At 62.2% G+C, this 19,414-nt stretch carries 13 protein-coding genes; 8 read left to right on the top strand and 5 right to left on the bottom strand.

All coding sequences use genetic code 11. The features are described from left to right. The first annotated feature begins 76 nt into the window (after positions 1 to 76). Positions 77 to 700: an isochorismate family cysteine hydrolase YcaC gene (ycaC, locus tag ACZZ0B_RS15540; RefSeq protein WP_007913541.1), complete on the top strand. Its 624-nt coding sequence runs from the start codon at positions 77 to 79 to the stop codon at positions 698 to 700. Positions 701 to 778: 78 nt separating this feature from the next. Here ycaC and ACZZ0B_RS15535 read toward each other — a convergent pair whose 3' ends face one another. Both ACZZ0B_RS15535 and ACZZ0B_RS15530 read right to left on the bottom strand, forming a co-directional pair. Then, a complete protein-coding gene (locus ACZZ0B_RS15535) occupies positions 779 to 2,206 on the bottom strand; it encodes a mechanosensitive ion channel domain-containing protein (protein ID WP_463545691.1) in 1,428 nt (475 codons plus the stop codon). A 249-nt stretch (positions 2,207 to 2,455) separates the two neighbouring features. Beyond that, the gene (locus tag ACZZ0B_RS15530) at positions 2,456 to 3,472 is read right to left on the bottom strand and encodes an alpha/beta hydrolase (RefSeq protein WP_463545690.1); all 1,017 of its coding nucleotides are present in this window, start codon (positions 3,470 to 3,472) and stop codon (positions 2,456 to 2,458) included. 228 nt (positions 3,473 to 3,700) lie between these two features. Between ACZZ0B_RS15530 and ACZZ0B_RS15525 the strand changes: the two genes are divergently transcribed. After that, entirely contained in the window at positions 3,701 to 4,600 is a 900-nt protein-coding gene (locus ACZZ0B_RS15525) for a LysR family transcriptional regulator (protein ID WP_158832997.1), read from the top strand. Between the two features lie 263 nt (positions 4,601 to 4,863). On the opposite strand, the gene ACZZ0B_RS15520 is transcribed toward ACZZ0B_RS15525, so the two are convergent. The 3 genes from ACZZ0B_RS15520 to gspG form a co-directional block, all read right to left on the bottom strand. After that, positions 4,864 to 5,421 carry a hypothetical protein gene (locus tag ACZZ0B_RS15520; protein WP_463545689.1) on the bottom strand — a complete coding sequence of 186 codons (558 nt, stop codon included), beginning with the start codon at positions 5,419 to 5,421 and terminating at the stop codon, positions 4,864 to 4,866. Between the two features lie 75 nt (positions 5,422 to 5,496). After that, a complete protein-coding gene (locus tag ACZZ0B_RS15515; RefSeq protein WP_463545688.1) occupies positions 5,497 to 6,684 on the bottom strand; it encodes a type II secretion system F family protein in 1,188 nt (395 codons plus the stop codon). Positions 6,685 to 6,698: 14 nt separating this feature from the next. Beyond that, on the bottom strand, positions 6,699 to 7,127 hold the full coding sequence (gene gspG / locus ACZZ0B_RS15510) for a type II secretion system major pseudopilin GspG (RefSeq protein WP_007913548.1): 429 nt from the start codon (positions 7,125 to 7,127) through the stop codon (positions 6,699 to 6,701). Positions 7,128 to 7,333: 206 nt separating this feature from the next. On the opposite strand from gspG, the gene ACZZ0B_RS15505 reads away from it, so the two are divergent. The 6 genes from ACZZ0B_RS15505 (at position 7,334) to ACZZ0B_RS15480 (ending at position 19,405) form a co-directional block, all read left to right on the top strand. Continuing rightward, positions 7,334 to 7,942 carry a lytic transglycosylase domain-containing protein gene (locus tag ACZZ0B_RS15505; RefSeq protein ID WP_008087278.1) on the top strand — a complete coding sequence of 203 codons (609 nt, stop codon included), beginning with the start codon at positions 7,334 to 7,336 and terminating at the stop codon, positions 7,940 to 7,942. Positions 7,943 to 8,141: 199 nt separating this feature from the next. Next, positions 8,142 to 13,976 carry a manganese-oxidizing multicopper oxidase MnxG gene (gene mnxG / locus ACZZ0B_RS15500; protein WP_463545687.1) on the top strand — a complete coding sequence of 1,945 codons (5,835 nt, stop codon included), beginning with the start codon at positions 8,142 to 8,144 and terminating at the stop codon, positions 13,974 to 13,976. A 664-nt stretch (positions 13,977 to 14,640) separates the two neighbouring features. Then, the gene (locus tag ACZZ0B_RS15495) at positions 14,641 to 16,563 is read left to right on the top strand and encodes a YncE family protein (RefSeq protein WP_463545686.1); all 1,923 of its coding nucleotides are present in this window, start codon (positions 14,641 to 14,643) and stop codon (positions 16,561 to 16,563) included. 14 nt (positions 16,564 to 16,577) lie between these two features. Beyond that, entirely contained in the window at positions 16,578 to 17,228 is a 651-nt protein-coding gene (locus ACZZ0B_RS15490) for an SCO family protein (protein WP_463545685.1), read from the top strand. Beyond that, a complete protein-coding gene (locus ACZZ0B_RS15485; RefSeq protein WP_463545684.1) occupies positions 17,225 to 17,845 on the top strand; it encodes an SCO family protein in 621 nt (206 codons plus the stop codon). Before ACZZ0B_RS15490 ends, ACZZ0B_RS15485 begins: the two co-directional genes overlap by 4 nt. 9 nt (positions 17,846 to 17,854) lie before the next feature. After that, complete coding sequence (locus ACZZ0B_RS15480; RefSeq protein WP_463545683.1) at positions 17,855 to 19,405, top strand: ABC transporter substrate-binding protein; 1,551 nt, start codon at positions 17,855 to 17,857, stop codon at positions 19,403 to 19,405. Positions 19,406 to 19,414: the final 9 nt, after the last annotated feature.

The following is a 19,414-nucleotide window of genomic DNA, read 5'->3' as shown; positions in this document are numbered from 1 at the left end:
CCAAAGCGCCGGCCGACCGGTCGGCGCTTCACGCTTCACGCTTCATCCATCCATCCGTCCATCCAGGAGTTTTCCCATGAGCGTTCCTTACACACGTCTGAACAAAGATGATGCGGTTGTACTGCTGGTCGATCACCAGACCGGCCTGATCTCGCTGGTACAGGATTTCACCCCGAACGAATTCAAGAACAACGTGCTGGCGCTGGGCGACATCGCCAAGTTCTTCAAACTGCCGACGATCCTCACTACCAGCTTCGACGCCGGCCCCAACGGCCCGATCGTGCCTGAGTTGCGCGAGCAGTTTCCGGATGCACCGTTCATTCAGCGTCCAGGCCAGATCAATGCCTGGGACAACGAAGATTTCGTTAAAGCGATCAAAGCCACCGGTCGCAAGCAACTGATCATCGCCGGTGTGGTGACTGACGTTTGCGTGGCATTCCCGACGCTGTCGGCGATTGCTGAAGGTTATGAAGTGTTTGTTGTGACTGACTCGTCCGGCACCTTCAACACCACCGTGCAGCAAGCGGCGTGGGCGCGGATGTCGGCGGCGGGTGCACACCTGTTGAACTGGTTCTCGGTGGCGTGCGAGCTGCAGGGGGATTGGCGCAATGACATGGAAGGGCTGGCGCATTTGCTGTCGGAGCGTCTGCCTAACTACCGCAACCTGATCAACAGCTATACCAAGTTCACTGCCAAGTAAGATCAAAAGATCGCAGCCTTCGGCAGCTCCTGCACGCGTTCTCATGTAGGAGCTGCCGAAGGCTGCGATCTTTTGTTTTCAGCGCCTCTGCAACCAGCGCAGAAAACCACTTTTGCTGACAGGCGCCGGCCTTGCCATCAACGCGAGATGACTGTTCTGCTGACGCACCGCCTGCAATTTATTCAACGCCCGACTGACCTCCGTGCGCTGCTCCATGCACTGACGAGTGAGGTTCTTGTCGAGTCGATAAATGATGCTCGACGTCAGCGCCGTGAACGTCGCCTGCGACGGCGTATCCGCCAGAATGCTTTGTTCACCCATGACCTCACTCGGCCCCATCCGCCCGGCCTCGACCTTGCTGTCGCCGTCCGCCACCGTCGCGCTGACCACCCCGGTGGCAATCACGAACAGACTGTCCGGCACTTCGTCCAGATCCAGCACCACCTGGCCCGCCGAGTACTGCTGCGCGACCATCGATTCAGCGAGGCGATCACGTTCTTCGCTGCTCAGCGAACGGAAGATTTTCACTTCATCGAGCAGCGCGCGAGCACGGGTGGACGGTTCAATTACGCCGTCTGGATGGCGCGAAATGCCTGCCGCTTCCAAATGCCGGTGAGCCAGATCGAACAGCTGATTGCGCACCTCGCTTTTCTTGCCCAGTTCGGCAATGAAACCGCTGGCGACGTATTCCGACATCGTTTCACCGGCCTCTTTCAGCACGGCTTTGGGTGCCGGGTTGAGCAACAGAGCATTGCTGCCCTGCAAGGTTCGGTCGAGCGCATCGAGCACTCGACGCGGGCGAATGTGGTTCGGCACTTTGATGCTGATCGACACGCCGTGCATGTTGTTCGGGCGGCTGAGGTTGACGATTTTCGCTTTGGCCGCAACCGAGTTCGGCACCACCGCCATGGTCCCGGCGCTGGTCAGCAGATGCGTGGCACGCCAGTCGATGTCGAAGACCTTGCCTTCGACGCCGTCGATCATCACCAGATCATCGACCTGATAAGGCTTGGTGGTGTTGAGGACGATCCCGGAAAACACATCGGCCAAGGTACTTTGCAGCGCCAGACCGACGACGATAGCGACGACGCCGGAGGTCGCCAGCAAGCCTTTGACCGGCAGTTCCAGCACGTAGCCGGCGGCGGCAACGATGGCCACCAGAAACACCAGCGCACCGATGACGTCCTGCAACAACCGCCCGCTGTGACCGATGCGGCGCATCAGCGCCAGGCCGATTATTTCGGTCAACACGCGAGCTGCATACAGCCACCAGAGAATCCCCAGCGCCGTTGCCCCCAGTTGCGCCACGCGATCATCGGCGAACAGCGGCGCCTGCAACGGGCTGACACCGGCGTTGATCACCAGCGCGCTGAAGGCCAGAAACAGCACCAGGCGCACCGCCACTTTCGGCGCACGATGGGTGAAGGGCGTGAAGTGCCAGAGCACGGCGTCGAGCAGCAGCAGAACAGCGCTCAGGGACAGCAGGTGGGTGAGGAGGAAGGACATGGAAGACTCCAGTCTAAGTCGAACTCTGCGGGCGATAATAATTTTGTCATTGAGGAACCTGTGGCGAGGGGATTTATCCCCGTTGGGTTGCGAAGCGACCCTAAAACCATCGACTACGATTTTTCTGAAATACCGCATTCGCTGATTTCACGACGGCTGCGCCGCCGAACGGGGATGAATCCCCTCACCACAGGTTCTTCATTTGCAGGGAGATCTCACCACACTGTTGGGTGTGGCGAGGGCTTGGGCTCAGTTCAAATGGGTTTTCAGCTCAGCCGCTGCCTGACGCACCGCTGCCTTCACTTCAGGAATCTGGCTCAGCGGATTGAGCAGGCCAAAGTCATGAATCATCCCGTTGTAACGCACCGAGGTCACCGCCACGCCGGCCGCATCGAGATGCCGCGCATAGCCTTCACCTTCATCACGCAACACGTCGAATTCAGCGGTCTGCACCAGGGCGGCAGGCAAGCCTTTGAGCTGGTCGGCGCTGGCGTTGAGTGGCGAAGCATGGATCTGCGCACGTTCGGCCGGGTTGGTGGTGTAGTTGTCCCAGAACCACTGCATCATGCCTTTGGTGAGGAAATGGCCCTCGGCAAATTGCTGGTACGAACCGTCATCGAACTGCGCATTGGTCACCGGCCACATCAACAGCTGAAAGCGCAGTGCCGGGGTTTTCTGTTCCTTGGCCATCAACGCCACGACCGCCGCCATGTTGCCGCCGACGCTGTTGCCGGCCACTGCCAGACGCTTGCCGTCGACACCGATGTCCTTGCCGTGCTCGGCCACCCATTTGGTTGCGGCGTAGGCCTGGTTGATTGCGGTCGGGTACTGCGCTTCCGGCGACGGCGTGTAATCGACGTACACCGCGACGGCGCCGGAACCCACCACCAAGTCACGAATCAAGCGCTGGTGCGTCGGGTAATCACCGAGCACCCAGCCGCCACCGTGGAAGAACATGAACACCGGCAATTCACCTTTGACCTTGCCCGGACGCACCACTTTCAGGTTGATCGTCTGGCCATCGACCTTGATCGCCTTGTCGCTGACTTCAACACCGGACAAATCCACTTTCACCGAAGCCTGCGCACCAGTGAGCAACGCACGGGCGTCTTTCGGGCTGAGTTGCTCCAGTGGTTTGCCACCACCGGCGGCGAGGGCGTTGAGGAAGGCTTGGGTGTTGTGTTCGACACCGCTGCTTTCGGCGGCGAAAGCGTTGCCGATGGAGAGGGCGAGGAGGGAGGCGGTCAGCGTCTTTTTAATGTTCATGTTCAATTCCATTTTCAAATGTGTGATGTAGGAGCTGCCGCAGGCTGCGATCTTTTAATCCTGCTTTGGCCTTTTTCCAGCCTCTGCGCAGATCAGGATCAAAAGATCGCAGCCTGCGGCAGCTCCTACCGGTAGGGGGTTGTTTTCAAACCGTGAGCACAGATTAATGAGCTGCTCGAAAGTGAAAAAGCGGCTATAAAGCGTTTGACTGTCCACCAGAGAGTGACAATGAACCCGTTCGAAGACATGCGTATTTTTTGCCAGGTCATGGAGTCCGGCAGCTTCACGTCGGCGGCTGATCAACTGGGGCTGTCCAAGCAGTTCGTCAGCCGGCGTTTGATGCAGCTGGAAGAACGCCTCGGCGTACGGTTGTTGAACCGCTCGACGCGGCGACTGGACGTCACGCCGCTGGGCCAGAGTTATTACGAATCGGCATTGCGCTTGCTCGGCGAAGTCGAGCAGGTGGAGCAGGGCATCGCCGGGCAGACCGCCGAGCCGCGTGGGACGATCCGCGTGAGTGCGCCGCTGTCGTTTGCCGTGGCGCATCTCGGTTGTCTGCTGCCGATGTTTTTGCAGCGCTACCGGGAGGTCACGGTAGAGGTGGATCTGAGTGATCGGCCGGTTGACCTGCTCGGTGAAGGCTACGACCTGGCGCTGCGCATCGGCGTGCTGGAAGACTCGACTTTGATTGCCCGCCGTATCGCTTCCATCGAACGGGTGTACTGCGCCAGCCCGGCGTATCTGGCTGAACGCGGCACGCCCCTTGAACCGGAAGACCTGCACAGCCATGACTGTTTGCCGTACGGGCATAGTCGTTCGGTGCAATGGCGCTTCAACGCGGGGCAGGGCAAGCCGGTGCTGGTGAATGTCACCGGACGCATGCGGGTGAACAACGGCGAGCTGCTGCGGGATGCGGCGGTGCAGGGGATGGGGATTACGTATTTGCCGACGTTTATTGTTGGCGCGGCGCTGAAGGATGGCCGGCTGGTGCCGGTACTGGATGATTTGCGTCCGGAGCCGCTGACGTTGTCGGCGGTGTATCCGCAGCATCGTCAGGCTTCACGACCGGTGCAGGCGTTGATCGAGTTCCTGCGCGAACGCCTCAACCAAAGCAACGTCGCCCTCTGATCCTTACGCAGATCAAACTGTAGGAGCGAGCCTGCTCGCGATAGCGATTATTCAGACACTTATGCTGTGCCTGATTCACTGCTATCGCGAGCAGGCTCACTCCTACAGTTGATCGCAGGCGACTGTGGATCTGCGTACACCACTGAACCCTGTGGGAGCTGGCTCGCCAGCGATGGCGGTGGGTCTGGCAATGCAGCAGTGTCTGATCTGGCCTCATCGCTGGCAAGCCAGCTCCCACAAGGGTTTGTGGTGTTGCAGGATCGTCAGTTGGTGCGTTTGTCGTCGCCGGGTTCGCCGCCGACATGTACGCCGCGATCATCCCCCGGTTCGCCTGCTGCATGCAGTCCTCGGTCATCGCCGACTTCGCCAGCGCGATGGACGCCATGGTCATCGCCGACTTCGCCGGCCCGGTGCACGCCGTGATCATCGCCTGGCTCGGCGTGGGTGCCGTTGCGGCCGGAGGATGAGGTGGAATCACCGGAGTGTCCGGAGCCCTGGCCGCTGCCGCTGTGTCCACTGCCGCCGTCACCGTGACCACTTCCACCATTGCCACTGCCGCCGTGGCCACCACCATTGCCGCCACCGCCACCGCCACCGCCGCTTCCGCCGCCTCCACCACTACCGCCATGCCCGCCGCCATTTCCTCCGCCGTTACCGCCACCCCCTCCGCCGTGTCCACCGCCACCACTCCCTCCACCGCCACTGCCACCTTCCTTGGCCTGAACACTGGAAATGCCGGAAAGACTATCCGGAATCAGCACGGTGGACGCCGACAGAACTGCGCCGATGGCCATTGCGAGCACGAGCTTTTTAATGTGCATATCGTTCTCCGTCTTTGTGGTCTTGTTGGGAACGTAAAAGTGCGTTGTTGCAGGGACCGGACCCGTTCCCGGGGGTCAGTGAATACTTGAAGCCAGTTCGAAAATCGGGATGTACATCAGGATCACGATGACCCCGATCAGCAGGCCGATAAACGTCATCAGCAGCGGCTCGAACAACTTCACGAACCACTCCAGCCAGCGGCTGATTTCCTCGTCGTAGAAGTCGGCACTGCGTTCCATCATTTGCCCGAGGTTGCCGGACTGTTCGCCGGCGCGCAGCAGTCGTAGCGACACCGGCGTCACCAGGTTATTGAGTTCCAGCGCGGTGGACAACGATTGCCCCTCGCGCACCCGCTCGCAGGCCTGATCCAGTCGCGTCCGCGAAGCCACGGTGAGCAAACCTCGGACCATGGCCATGGCGGTCACCAGCGGAATCCCGCCCTGCAGCAGAATCCCCAGCGAGCGATAAAAGCGCGCCAGTTCATACATGAAAATCCGTTGATGCACCGCCGGCAGTTTCTCCACCAGCCGATCCAGCCCTCGGCGAAACGCCGGTTGTTTTTGCAGCACGGCGAGGGCGATGACAATCACCGCCAGCGCGCCAAAGAATTCCGCCTGATGCGCATGCAAGAACATGCCACTGCTCATCAACACCTGCGACAGCCACGGCAGGTTATTGCCCAGCCCTTCGAACACCAGGCTGAAGCGCGGCACCACATAACCCATCAAGAACAGCACCACGCCACCGCCGACTATCAGCAACAGCATTGGATAGATCGAGGCGCTGATGATCTTCTGCCGCACCTCGTCCATGCGCTGCCGATAGCTGACGTAGCGACCCAGCGCATCGCCGACCGCGCCGGTCTTCTCGCTGGACTGTACCAGCGCCACGTACAACGGCGGGAACACCGCCGACAACTGGCCCAGCGCCTGCGAAAACGATTTACCCTCGTAGAGCAGGCGCACCAGCTCACTCAAGGTTTTCCGGGCCGCGGGGGCGGTTTCTTTTTCGGCGAGGCTTTCCAGCGCATCGATCAACGGCAGGCCGGCATTGAGCAGCGTGGTCAGTTCCTGGCTGAACAACACCAGATTGAAGGTTTCGCGCTGACGCAGTCGTAGCGAGCGCCAATGCTTGTCGGCGTGCGAACTGAGCACGCGCAGACCCTGATCCTCGGCAATGCGCCGCGCTTCGCTATCGCCCGCTGCCTCGACGCTCAAGGACACCACGCCAGCCTTGCCGACCGCTTTCAAATGAAATCGCATGGGCCGCGCTCCGCTTACTGCCAGTTGGTCACTTCAGCGTTTTCGCCTTCGCCGCCGGGCTGGCCGTCCTTGCCCATCGACAGCAAGTCGTACTCGCTGTTTTCGCCGGGGTAGCGGTAGGCGTAATTACGCCCCCAGGGATCCTGCGGGAGTTTTTTCTGCAAATACGGGCCGGTCCATTTCGCCTCGTCGCTCGGTGCGGTGACCAAGGCCTGCAAGCCCTGTTCGGTGGACGGGTAATGGCCGACTTCGAGGCGATAGATGTCCAGCGCTTTGCTCAGCCCTTCGATCTGCGCCTTGGCCACTTTGACTTCCGAGCGACCGAGTTGAGCGAAGTATTTCGGCGCGACGATCCCGGCCAACAGGCCGAGCACCACCAACACCACCAGCAGTTCGAGCAGGGTAAAACCGCGTTGGCCACGCGGACGAAATTGCAGCTTCATGATGACCTCCCGTGAGTGGCAGCCGTGTCGCCTGAAGGGCTTATGCAATTGCCATGCTCAGCCCCCGTTAAAAACCTGCTCACACGCCGGAACCCTTGTGATAGGGGCCTTTCAAGAGTCGGCACAGTGCTTGCGTATGGCTCAAACGTGATCGGCCATTGGGGCATTTCCCCCAATTTATCGGGGCCGATCCGGGGAGGCCCGACATGAAATTTCTCGCCAGCGGATTGCTCGGTTGTGTGCTGCTCAGCGGCGCCGCGCAGGCCGATGTGTTCATCTCGGTGGACGCCAAGGGCAGCTACGTGCTGTCCAACGTTCACCGTCCCGGACGCACCTACGAACGGGTGATCCACGAGGCTGAAATGCCTGTGGCCAGCCTCGATCAACAGCCGCAAATGATCGCCAACCAACCCTATGCGGAACTGGTTTCGGCAGCCGCCAAAGTCAACCAGTTACCCGAAGCGCTGCTGCACGCGGTGATCAACGCAGAATCCCACTACAACCCCGGCGCAACCTCGGCCAAAGGCGCGGGTGGGCTCATGCAGTTGATGCCCGACACCGCGCGGGAAATGGGTGTGACCGACGTCTACGACCCCAAGGCCAACATCCAGGGCGGCGCGAAATACCTCAAGCGCCTGATGACCCTGTTCGACAACGACATCGCCCTCGCCGTGGCGGCCTACAACGCCGGGCCCGACGCGGTGCTCAGCCGTGGCCGGGTGATTCCGCCGTTCGCCGAAACCCAGCGGTATGTACCGAATGTGTTGCGTCAGTACCGGCGTCTGCAGGGGTTGGCCATGGATGCGCCGTTGTGACCCCAACCCGGTTTCCCCACTTTCGGGGCAAACCGGATACACCCGAAAAGTGGGGAAAAGGGGTGGGGGATTTGCCCCGGATTCTCAAGTCGTCGCGGTAACTGATTGAACGCTAATGCAATTTTTTGTGGCACGCGGATTGCTCCGAGGCATTTGTCGAGAAGTGTTCCCAAGAGCACCCACTACGAGGTTACTGATCATGGTTGGCATTCATCACGCACCGTCTCTGTTCAACTGGCTGCTGATTCTGGCCTCGATGCTCAGCGTCGAGCTGGCCGGCGCGGCCGTACGTTGCGAGCGCAACCTGGTGGCCAACGTCGTCGCCTTCGATCAACCGCTGATGTTCAACCGCCTCGGTGCGCAGAATATCAACGGCATGATGTTTGCCCTGCGCCGCGACGTCGTTGATGACCGCAACATGTCGCTGGCCTACGGCGGTTCAGCGGTGCCGGGCAAGGTTTCGCTGCGCCCGGACAAGCGGCCACGGCCACTGGTGTTGCGCGTGGCGGCGGGTGATTGCTTGACGATCAATCTGCAAAATCTGCTCGACTATCAGGCCAACCCGAACAAGCACTTCGAGAATGAAGGTGAAGAAGAGGAGGGCGTGGAAAACGCCAACGCGGCTGAAGACTTCAAAGTCGATGAGCAAGTCGCTGACCGTCACGTCGGTTTCCAGGTCAATGGCCTGCAAGCGGTAAACAGTATCGATGACATTTCTTCGTTCACCGGGCGTAACGCCAACACCTTGGTGCCGCCGGGTGCGAGCCGTTCTTACACCCTGTACGCCGAGCGTGAAGGCGCGTTTGCCGTCAGCAGCCGTGGCGCAACGTTTGGCGGCGAGGGCGCGGCCGGCAACGTCGCCAATGGCTTGTTCGGCCAGGTTGTCGTCCTGCCCAAGGGCGGCCGCACCTATCGCAACACCCTCACTGAGGAAGAAATGCGCCTGGCCACCACCGGCCGCGCACCTACCGGGCAACCGATCGTTGACTACCAGGCGCGCTACCCACAGCGCGAGCCGTGGTTGCGCGAAGGCAAGGCTGGCACGCCGATCATCGGCATGGTCGACGGCAATGAAATCATTTCCAGCGAAAGCGATGCGATCGTCATGGGCAGCAATGCCGACGGCAGCTTCCCACCCAGCACTTATCCGCTGGAATCGGTTGGCAAACGCAACCCGGCAATCCCAAATCGACTGGAAGCGTTCCGCGATTTCGCCTCGCAATTTCAGGACGAAACCGCTGCCACTCAAGCGTTTCCGGCGTACTGGGCTGATCCGGTGATGGCTCATGTGCTGGAGCCGACCCGCGACTCGTTCATGATCAACTACGGCTCCGGCGGCATGGGCGCCGAAGTGGTGGCCAACCGTTTGGGTGTCGGGCCGATGCACGACTGCCTTTCGTGCGCCTACGAAGAATTCTTCCTCAGCTCGCACACCGTCGGCGACGTGGCGATGCTGGTGGACGTACCGGCCAACGCCGGGCTTGAGAACATCGCCCCTGGCCAGACACCCCGCGCTGATCAGATCGGTGTGAAAGCGACCATGGCGCTGTATCCGTCGGAGCCATCGAACGTCAACCACAGCTACATCGGTGACTTCGTCAAATTCCGTAACACCCACAATGGTCACGAGCAGCACATCTTCCACTTGCACGGCCATCAGTGGCTGTTCAACCCCAATGACGACAACTCCGATTACGTCGACGCCCAGGGCATCGGTCCGGGCGCCGGTTACACCTATGAAATCGCCAACGGCGGCTCGGGCAACCGCAACCGCGTGGCCGGCGATGCGATCTATCACTGCCATTTCTATCCGCACTTCGCCCAAGGCATGTGGGCCATGTGGCGGGTGCACGATGTGTTTGAAGAGGGCACCCGGCTCGACGTTTCCCAGCAAGGCGCCGACGGTTATCACAGCGAACCGTTTGCCCTGCGCAGCGGTAAACCGGCGACCGGCGCGCGCGCCTTGCCTGATGGCGAAATCGTCGCCGGCACACCGATTCCAGCGATAGTGCCGCTGCCGGGCAAAGCCATGGCACCGATGCCGGGCAAAGTCGTGGTCGTGCCGAAAATCGGCGAAACCCTGATCGCCGGCAATGATGACGACGAGGAGGAAGAAGAGGGCGATGACGATGGTGAGCACCATGGCGGCAATGGCGGTGGTCAAGCCATCGGTTCGCTGGCGCTGGTCGATCGCAGCGAAGCCAACCGCAATGCCGACGGCAGCCTGAAAAACCCTGGCTATCCGTTCTGGATTGGTGGCATGGAAAGTTCGGTGGGCCAACGTCCACCAACTCCGCCACTGGACATGCTCGACGCCGCTACCGCGCAATCGCTCAAGGCCAGCGGCAAAGCGCTGTGGGCCAACCTCGACCCGGCGCAGTCCGGTGGTTGGGACGGTGGCTTGCAGCGTCATACACTCGACGGCGTCTCGGCCGGTGGCGAAGCGCACACCGTGACCACCTCGCTGGATTTCTCCAAGGAAGTCACCCGCGCCAAACCGATTTACCTGCCGGAAGAAGGCACCGAAGTCGAACAGGCGGCGATGGCCTTCCACGCGAAAAAAGACCATCCAAGCTATGCCTTGTTGCCCGGCAATCAAGTGGTGGCCAAGGCGTTCCGCACCAACGGTGCCTTGCCAATGGCCGGCGCGCCGTACTACGAACCGTGCATGGACGATCGGCAAAAACGCCTGACCAGCAGCGCCGGCAGCGGTGAGTTCGCCAGCGGCGAGCGCATCGACGGCATGTCCTTTGTCGGCGCCTCGAGCTTCACCGCCGACCGCCCTCGGATCTACAAAGCCGCCAACATTCAGTTCGACGCGGTGTACAACAAGGTCGGTTATCACTTCCCGCAGGCGCGCATTCTCGCGCTGTGGGAAGACGCCTGGCCGGTGATCACCAAGCAGCGTCCGCCAGAACCGCTGGTGATGCGCATGAACACTTTCGATTGCGTGCAGTACCAGCAAACCAACCTGGTGCCGGCCACCTATGAGATGGACGACTATCAGGTGCGCACGCCGACCGATGTGATCGGTCAGCACATTCACCTGCCGAAGTGGGATCTGACCTCGGCGGACGGCTCGTCCAACGGCTGGAACTACGAGGACGGCGTGCTCTCGCCCGGCGCCGTGCAGGAACGTATTCACGCGATTCGCGAGTTCAACCAATGCGCCGGCACTGATCCGCGCGACGGCACCCAGGCCTGCCCGAAAGCCAAGAACCATCCGTTCTTCGGCCAGTACGGCCGCGCCGATTGGCTCGGTGCGCGCACGGCGATGCAGCGCTGGTTCGTCGATCCGGTGGTCAACGCTAAAGGCGTCGATCGCGGCCTCGGTACCATTTTCACTCACGACCACCTGGGCCCATCGACGCATCAGCAAATTGGTCTGTACGCCACCGTGTTGGCGGAACCGGCCGGTTCGACCTGGTTCCACGCCGAAACCGGTGAGCCTCTGTACAGCGGCGCGCGCCAGGACGGCGGGCCGACCTCGTGGCAAGCGGTGATCAATACCGGCGACCTCGATGGCGACGGCAAGAACGACAGCTTCCGCGAGTTCTTCCTCGAATACAGCGACTTCCAGCACGCCTATGAAGCTGGCGTCTATGTCGGTGCCGGCCCCAACGGTGTGCCGAATGCGCAGGCGTTCCCGGCCACCGCTGACAGCTTCCGCTACGCGATCAATCCGCCGGTGCGTAACAACGCCAGCAACTTGCTTGAAGGCGTGCTGGAAGTGCAGGGCGGTCAGGTGCCGGGCTGCCCGAGCCGGCCATGTCCGCAGGCGATTTCGGTGGATGATCCGGGCATGTTCGTCGTCAACTATCGCAACGAGCCGCTGGCCCTGCGCGTTTACGATCCGAACAAGGTCGGCCCGGATGGCAAGCGTGGCATGCAGGCTGACGGCCTCGGTGGCGATCTGTCGTTCGCCATGCAAAGCCGCACCGACCGCGCAATTCCGGCGATGAACCTGGCGCCGAATCTGCTCACCGCCGCCACCGGCCCAACCGGCGGCACTACGCTGTTCCCGCCGCACATCAACAAGGGCGGCGCTGAACCGGGCGATCCGTTCACGCCGATGTTGCGCACCTACACCGGCGACAACGTGCGGCTGCGGGTGCATGCCGGCGGCCATGAAGAAGAGCACAACGTCACCCTGCACGGCGTGAAATGGCTGCAGAGCGGTTCCGGGTTCGGCAACAGCTCCAACTCCGGCTGGCGCGCCTCGCAAATGATCGGCATCTCCGAGCAGATGGGCTTCATTGCGCCGGTGTCGATGCTCTCCAGTTCCGCTGCGACCACGGGCGACTATCTGTACTCGATGGACGCTTCGATCGAAGGCTACTGGAGCGGTATCTGGGGCGTGATGCGCAACTACACCGCCAAACGCGCCGACCTGTTCGCCATCCCGAACAACCCGAGCCCGGCGGGCATGCGCAACACCGTGGCGTTCGAGGGCAGTTGCCCACGGATCAGTGCCAACCCTAATGGCATCGGCACGCGGCCGACGGTACAGCGCAACTATGAAGTGGTGGCGGCGCTGGCCAACGACATCCTCGGCAACTCGCTGGGCCTGACCATCGGCGATCCCGAAGGACTCGGGCAGCATGTCGGCGGGCCGCTGAATCCGGCGGGTGGCACCCTGGTGCTGAACTCGCGCACGGTGAGCATTCCACAAGTCACCGTGACCGATCCGGAGGATGGCGAAACCATCACCATTGGCGGACAGAGCGGGCCGCTGCATGATCCGACCGCGATCCTGTACGTGCGTAAATCCGATCTGGATCCGCTCAGCGGCAAGCTGAAACCCGGCATCCCGGTTGAACCGCTGGTGCTGCGTGCGGCGGCAGGGGATTGCATCAACATCACGTTGGAAAACCGTCTGCCGAGCGTGATGCCCGACCTGACGCAAACCGCAGTGATGCAGGGCATGGTCAAGCGTGATCGCAACAGCGGGCTGGGCTCGACCACCTTCAGCAACAACCTGATGCGGCCGTCCAGCCACGTCGGTCTGCACGCACAGTTGCTGGCGTATGACATCACCAAATCCGACGGTGCCAACGTCGGCGCCAACCCGATCCAGACCGTGCCACCGCGCGTCGGCAACAGCGGCGCGTACCCGACCCGTACCTATCAGTACTACGCCGGGCACCTGGAGCGTGAAGGCAAACCGGTGACGCAACTGGGCCGCAGCGTCGACAACATCAACGCCACGGCGGTGGAGTTCGGCGGCTTGAACATCACCCCGGCGGACGTGATCAAGCAGCCGCAAAAAGGTCTTGGCGGGGCGATGAGTATTCTGCCGATCGGCGCGACCTGGGTTGACGATGCACGCAAGGTCAACGCAACGGTGACGGCGCCTGGGCAGACCAGCTACCGCGACTTCGCGATGGTCTGGCACAAGGCGTTGAACACTCGTTGGGCCAATGGCCGGCCGGTGGAAGGAATTGCCGCTGAAGGCTTCGGCGTGCCGACCGATCCGCAGGACAACTCGAGCATGGCGATCAACTACAAGACCGAGCCGCTGTGGTATCGCTTCGGCCTCGCCCCGGACGCGCCGTTTGGTCATGCCGATGGCGCGGGTTATGGCGACATGGTCAATGCGCACATGGCTTACAGCAATGCGTTGGTGGGTGGCGATCCGCAGACGCCGGTGCTCTATGCCAAACCGGGGCAGCCGTTCCGTACGCATATTTTGATGCCGAGCGGTGGCAGTCGCGGCACCACGTTCCAGCTCGACGGGCACGTCTGGTCGGTGAACCCGTTCCAGGCCGAGAAGAGCGATGTCGGTGGTTATCCGATGGGCTCGCCGGGCGTGGGCTCGGTGCGCTTCGGCTACAACCCGATGTCGATGTACATCGGCGCCCACGAAAGCATCCTGCCGGCCGCGCACTTCAGCTTCATGATCCCGAGCGCCGGCGGCAGCAACGCGATCCCCGGCGACTACCTGTTCCGCGACTACGCGGCCTACGGCAACACCTCCGGATTATGGGGACTGCTGCGCGTAACCAACGAACCGGAACCGGCACCGACCCCGTAGGAGCAAGGCTTGCCCGCGAAGGCCGCGCCTCAATTCTGGAATGGCGGTGGCACTAAAAGCTTCGCGAGCAAGCTTTGCTCCTACAGAGCGGTGGTTGGCAATGAGGACGGTGGGATGAATGCGAATCCCCTGTAGGCCTTCGCCTGCTCGCGATCGGGGACAACCCGGTTTCGGACGGTGAGGCGGATGACGCCATCGCGAGCAGGCGAAGGCCTACAGTGGGCCGGTGGTGGGCAGTGAGGGGCGGGATGCATGCAAATCCCGTGTGGGAGCGAGCCTGCTCGCGAAGCGGTCGGCACAGGCAACAGGTGTGGTGGCTGGCAGATTGCTTTCGCGAGCAGGCTCGCTCCCACAGGGTCTGCGGTTGGCAGTGAGGTTGGCGGGATGCATGCCAATCCCCTGTAGGAGTGAGCCTGCTCGCGATTGGGGCAGCTCGGTTTTCGATGGTGAGGCGGATGACGCCATCGCGAGCAGGCTCACTCCTACAAGGGGCTGCGGTTGGCAGTGAGGATGCGGGATGAATGCAAATCCCTTGTGGGAGCGAGCCTGCTCGCGAAGAGGGCGGCACAGGCAACAGGTGTGGTGGCTGGCAGATTGCTTTCGCGAGCAGGCTCGCTCCCACAGGGATCGCGTCGTTTGGCTGGAATGCGTAGCGGAGGGTGGTATGAACAGGATCATCAACATCATCGGGATTTGCACGCTGGCCATGGCCGGGGCGTTGCTGACGCTGAGTGAAATTGCGTTGGCGCAAACCGGCGCGGGTCAGACGCTAAACCGTGACGGTGTGGCGGTGGATTTCGATCTCAAGCCACTGGCCGCCGACGGCAAACTGCGTGAAGGCGAGTTCGCCGATGTGCAGTTCCGCATCCGCGACAGCGCTTCCGGCCAGCCTCTGTCCGGCGTGGCCCCGGGTGCCTGGGTCGATCCGCAAACCCTCGCTGCCGATAAGGCCCAGGGCCGTGACCAGAGCTGCAAAGCCCGGGTCGGCGTGTTCCTCAAGTCCAACATCGGCGCGCGGCCGTTGCTCGACCTCAACAGCTATTTCCTGCTGGTGATGAACCGCGACGCGAGCATCGCCGTGGTCGATCCATCAGTGTCCGTAGCCGGCATCACCAGCACCCTCGCGCGGATCGAACTCAAGCAACCGCCGATGGATTGGGTCACGCCCAAAGACAACAAACGCGTGTTCGTCTCGATGCCAACCGCCGGCGAAGTCGCGGTGATCGACAGCGAACAATTCAAAGTCATCGCCTCGATCAGCGCCGGCAGCCAACCGTTTCGCGTCGCCCTGCAACCGGACGGACGCCTGCTCTGGGTCGGTAACAACGCCAGCAAACCTGCAGACTCCGGCGTCACCGTAATCGACAGCCAAAGCCTCAAACCCCTCAAGTATTTGCAGACCGGTCGCGGCCACCACGAAATCAGCTTCAGCAAAGACAGCCGCTTCGCCTTCGTCAGCAACCGCGACGACGGCACCGTCAGCGTGGTCGACGTTGCCAGCCTGAACATCGTCCAGCAGATCAAAACCGGCTCCCATCCTCTGTCAGTCGCCTACTCGGCGCTGTCCGGCGCGGTCTACGTGGCCGATGGCAAGGACGGCACCGTCACCGTGATCGACGCCAGCACCCACGCCATTCGCCGGGTGATCAAACTGCAACAAGGCCTCGGCCCGATGGGCTTCAGCGCCGACGGCCGCTTCGGCGTGGTGCTCAACACCGTGGAAAACCGCGCCAGCGTCATCGATGCCGCCACCAACAGCGCCATCCATGATCTGGACGTCAGCGCCGAACCCTACCAAGTGGTGTTCACTCTGGCCTACGCCTACATTCGCGGACTCGCCTCGCCAAAAGTCACCATGATCAACCTGTCCTCGCTCGGCGAAGGCCGCCAGCCGATCAGCCAGGGTTTCGAAGCCGGCCCGCAAGCGCCGCGTCTGGCCGGGGATCTGCCGCTGGCCTCCAGCCTCGCGGTGTCGCGCGATGACAACGCGGTATTCGTGGTCAACCCGGTGGACAACACCACCTACTTCTACGCCGAAGGCATGAACGCGCCGATGTCCGGTTACCCCAACCGTGGCCAGATCGCCCGCGCCGCCATGGTCATTGATCGCAGCCTGCGCGAAGTCTCGCCGGGCCTGTACAGCGCACGGGTGAAACTGCCGGCAGCGGGGCGTTTCGACGTGGCGTTCCTGCTCAATCAACCGAACATCATTCACTGCTTTACCGCGCAGATTGATAGCGACGGCAAACAGCCCAAACACCTCGGCCAGCCGAAAGTCGAGTTCCTCCTCGACAAGACTGCCGTAGCGCTCAACGACCCCTACGTCGTGCGCTTCCGCATCGTTCAGGGCAAAGACAAAAGCCAACGCAGCGGCGTCAAAGACGTGCAACTGCGCTACTACCTCGCGCCCACCTCGCATCCGCGTGAAGTGGCGGCGCTGGAAGTCGCCGACGGCGTGTACGAAGCACCGATCACCCTCGACCGCAGCGGCGCCTGGTACCTGCATGTGCGCGCGGCATCGCTGGGTGCCGCTTTCGATGACAAGACCTTTGCCAGTGTTCGGGTAGCCCCCGGCCAGGCCCGTTGAAGAGGAGTTTCGACATGAACCGATTTGCATCCAGTGGCCTGCTGACCCTGTGCCTGTTGAGCCTCGGCGTTCAACATGCCAACGCCCATTCGGCGGACGAACACGCCGGGCACAAAGCCCCCGCCAGCAGCACGCAAGAACACACCCAGGTGAAATTCGCCAACGTGCCGCTGCTCGACCAGACCGGCAAAACCGTGCGCCTCGAACAAGACCTGGTACAGGGCAAAATCGTTGTCATGAGCTTCATCTACACCAGTTGCACCACGGTCTGCCCGGTGGTCTCGTCGATCATGGGCAAGGTGCAGAAACAGCTCGGCGCGCGGGTCGGCAAGGAAGTGCAACTGGTGTCGATCAGCATCGACCCGCAACGCGACGACCCGAAACGCTTGCAGGATTATGCGCGCGCCTTCCAGCGCGGCCCGGGCTGGAGCTGGCTGACCGGCTCAGCACAATCGATTAATGAAACCCTCAAGGGCCTCGGCAGTTTCAGCGGTGACCTGAAGAGTCATCAACCGCTGATCCTCGTCGGCGACGGCGACAGCCGCCACTGGATGCGCTACTACGGCTTCACCGATCCGGCGTTGCTGGCCAAGGAAGTGGAAAAACTCAGCGGCCTGCGCACCCACGCCAAACACACCGCCATCGCCATGGAGCAACAGCCATGAGACTGCTCGACTGGATCTCCCTGACCATATGTTTCTGGATTCTCAGCAACGTCGCGCTGGCCCACGAAGGTCACGTTTCAGAACCGCCAGCCGCTGTGGCTGCCGCGCCGGCCAAAGGCACCCACGACGCGAAAACCTGGTTCACCGACACGCCGTTGCAGGATCAGAACGGCGAGACGTTGCGCTTCTACAGCGACGCGCTGCAAAACCGCATCGTTCTGCTCAACGTGATCTTCACCAGTTGCAACGATGCCTGCCCGCTGATCACGCAAAAGCTCAAGGAAGTCCGCGAGCTGCTGGGCGACAAGGCGCCGGACATCACCTTCATTTCCCTTACCAGTGACCCGCTGCGCGACACGCCGGCGGTGCTCAAGGCTTACACCTTGAAGCAGGGTTCCGATGACCCTCATTGGCTTTTTCTTACCGGCGACAAGGCGCAGATGGATCTGGTGCTGAGTCGCATCGGCCAGATCGTGCCGACGCCCGAGCAGCACTCGACGCAGTTGATCGTTGGGGATGTCGCCAACAAACGCTGGAGCAAGATCCGTCCCGACGCCCCGGCCGCCGCCATTGCCCAGCGCTTGCAGTTGCTGACAATGCCCGTGGCCGGTCGCTGAGCCCGCGCCATGAACCGCTGCCGCGTACTCGCCCTGATCCTGCTCGCTGGCCTCAGCCTTGGCGCGGGTGCTGCGCCGCTGACCCCGGAAGAGGCGGCGGGCAAGCGCCTGTACCGTCAGGGCTTGTCGGCCAGTGGCGAGGCGATCATGGCGCGGGTCGGCGCGGCGGATGTGTTGCTGCCGGCGACCAGCCTGCCGTGCGCCAATTGCCACGGCGCCGATGGCCTCGGTCGACCCGAAGGCGGGGTGCGTCCGCCGCCGCTGAACTGGGCGCGACTGACCAGCACTTACGGTCAGCAACAGGTCAACGGGCGCAGCTATCCGGCGTACACCGAAAACACGCTGGCGACGGTCATCGAGCAGGGCCGCGACCCCGGCCACAATCGCCTCGACCCGAGCATGCCGCGCTTTGTGCTGTCGATGAAGGATCAGCGCAACCTCACCGCCTATCTCAAACGCCTGGCCGATGAGCGTGATCCCGGCCTTGAGGCGCAAACCTTGCACCTCGGCACCTTGCTGCCCAGCCAAGGACCGCTGGCCGAGGAGGGCATGACCGTGGCAGCGGTGCTCAACGGCAGTGTTGCGCGGATCAATCAGGCCGGTGGCATTCATGGGCGGCAACTGCGCCTGACGGTGATCGATCCCGGCCCGGATCGCGCCAGCGCCGAGCAAGCCCTGCAGCAGTTGATCGAGCAAGAACAAGTGTTCGCATTAATCGCGCCGCTGGCGCCGGCCCTCGACAGCGAACTGGGAATGCGTCTGGAACAGGCCGGTGTGCCGCTCATCGGCGCGCTGTCGTTGCTCGGCTCGATGCAGGCCAGTCCGCAGATTTTCGAGCCGTTGCCGGGCCTGCGCGAGCAACTGATCGCCTTGGCCGACTACGCCACGGCCAGCCTGCGCGTGCTGCAAGGGCCGACGCTGATTGCCTATCCGGACGACCCGTTGCAGGCGCAAGCGGCCACCACCCTCGCTGGATACTTGCAGGAACACGGCTGGCAGAAAGTCCATCTGCAAGCCTACGACCCGGCGGCGGAGGCGCTGCCGTTGGGCTCGCGCTCGGTGTTTTATCTGGGCAATGGTGGCGGTTTCGGGCGTCTGGCAACGAGGCTGCAAAGCGCCGGGCAAGTGCCGTATCTGTTCGCCGCTTCGAGCCAGGTTGCGGGTGAGTTGCTGCAAGTGCCGGAGGGATTTTCCCGGCGGGTGTTTCTTGCTTATCCATTCGTGCCCAGCGACTGGACCCAAACCGGGCGCATGGCCCTGACGCTGCTGCGCGAAGGTCAGGGCCTTGGCGCCCAGCACGCGGTGCTGCAAGTCGGCGCCTACGCCTCGATGCTGCTGCTCAGCGAAGGCATGAAACAGGCCGGCCGCGACGCCAGCCGCGAGAAACTGGTGGCGGCGCTGGAAGGCCTGCATGACTTCGACACCGGCCTGACCCCGCGCCTGAGTTTCGGCCCCGGCCGACGTCTGGGCTTGAGCGGCGCCCATGTGGTCACCGTGGATTTGCCCGATCAGCGTTTCTATCTGGTCGCGCCTTATAAACCGATTGTTGCCAGCCCCTGAACGGAGGGC

It is taken from the genome of Pseudomonas sp. AC247 (assembly GCF_979258015.1).
Note: the sequence above shows the minus strand (reverse complement) of the source record. Positions and strands in the feature narration are given on the sequence as shown.

Coding starts and splice junctions, on each gene's coding strand:
- ACZZ0B_RS15495 (WP_463545686.1), top strand. CDS start 14,641: ATGAACAGGATCATCAACATCATCGGGATTTGCACGCTGGCCATGGCC.
- ACZZ0B_RS15520 (WP_463545689.1), bottom strand. CDS start 5,421: ATGCACATTAAAAAGCTCGTGCTCGCAATGGCCATCGGCGCAGTTCTG.
- ACZZ0B_RS15535 (WP_463545691.1), bottom strand. CDS start 2,206: ATGTCCTTCCTCCTCACCCACCTGCTGTCCCTGAGCGCTGTTCTGCTG.
- ycaC (WP_007913541.1), top strand. CDS start 77: ATGAGCGTTCCTTACACACGTCTGAACAAAGATGATGCGGTTGTACTG.
- mnxG (WP_463545687.1), top strand. CDS start 8,142: ATGGTTGGCATTCATCACGCACCGTCTCTGTTCAACTGGCTGCTGATT.
- gspG (WP_007913548.1), bottom strand. CDS start 7,127: ATGAAGCTGCAATTTCGTCCGCGTGGCCAACGCGGTTTTACCCTGCTC.
- ACZZ0B_RS15515 (WP_463545688.1), bottom strand. CDS start 6,684: ATGCGATTTCATTTGAAAGCGGTCGGCAAGGCTGGCGTGGTGTCCTTG.
- ACZZ0B_RS15480 (WP_463545683.1), top strand. CDS start 17,855: ATGAACCGCTGCCGCGTACTCGCCCTGATCCTGCTCGCTGGCCTCAGC.
- ACZZ0B_RS15525 (WP_158832997.1), top strand. CDS start 3,701: ATGAACCCGTTCGAAGACATGCGTATTTTTTGCCAGGTCATGGAGTCC.
- ACZZ0B_RS15490 (WP_463545685.1), top strand. CDS start 16,578: ATGAACCGATTTGCATCCAGTGGCCTGCTGACCCTGTGCCTGTTGAGC.
- ACZZ0B_RS15530 (WP_463545690.1), bottom strand. CDS start 3,472: ATGAACATTAAAAAGACGCTGACCGCCTCCCTCCTCGCCCTCTCCATC.
- ACZZ0B_RS15485 (WP_463545684.1), top strand. CDS start 17,225: ATGAGACTGCTCGACTGGATCTCCCTGACCATATGTTTCTGGATTCTC.
- ACZZ0B_RS15505 (WP_008087278.1), top strand. CDS start 7,334: ATGAAATTTCTCGCCAGCGGATTGCTCGGTTGTGTGCTGCTCAGCGGC.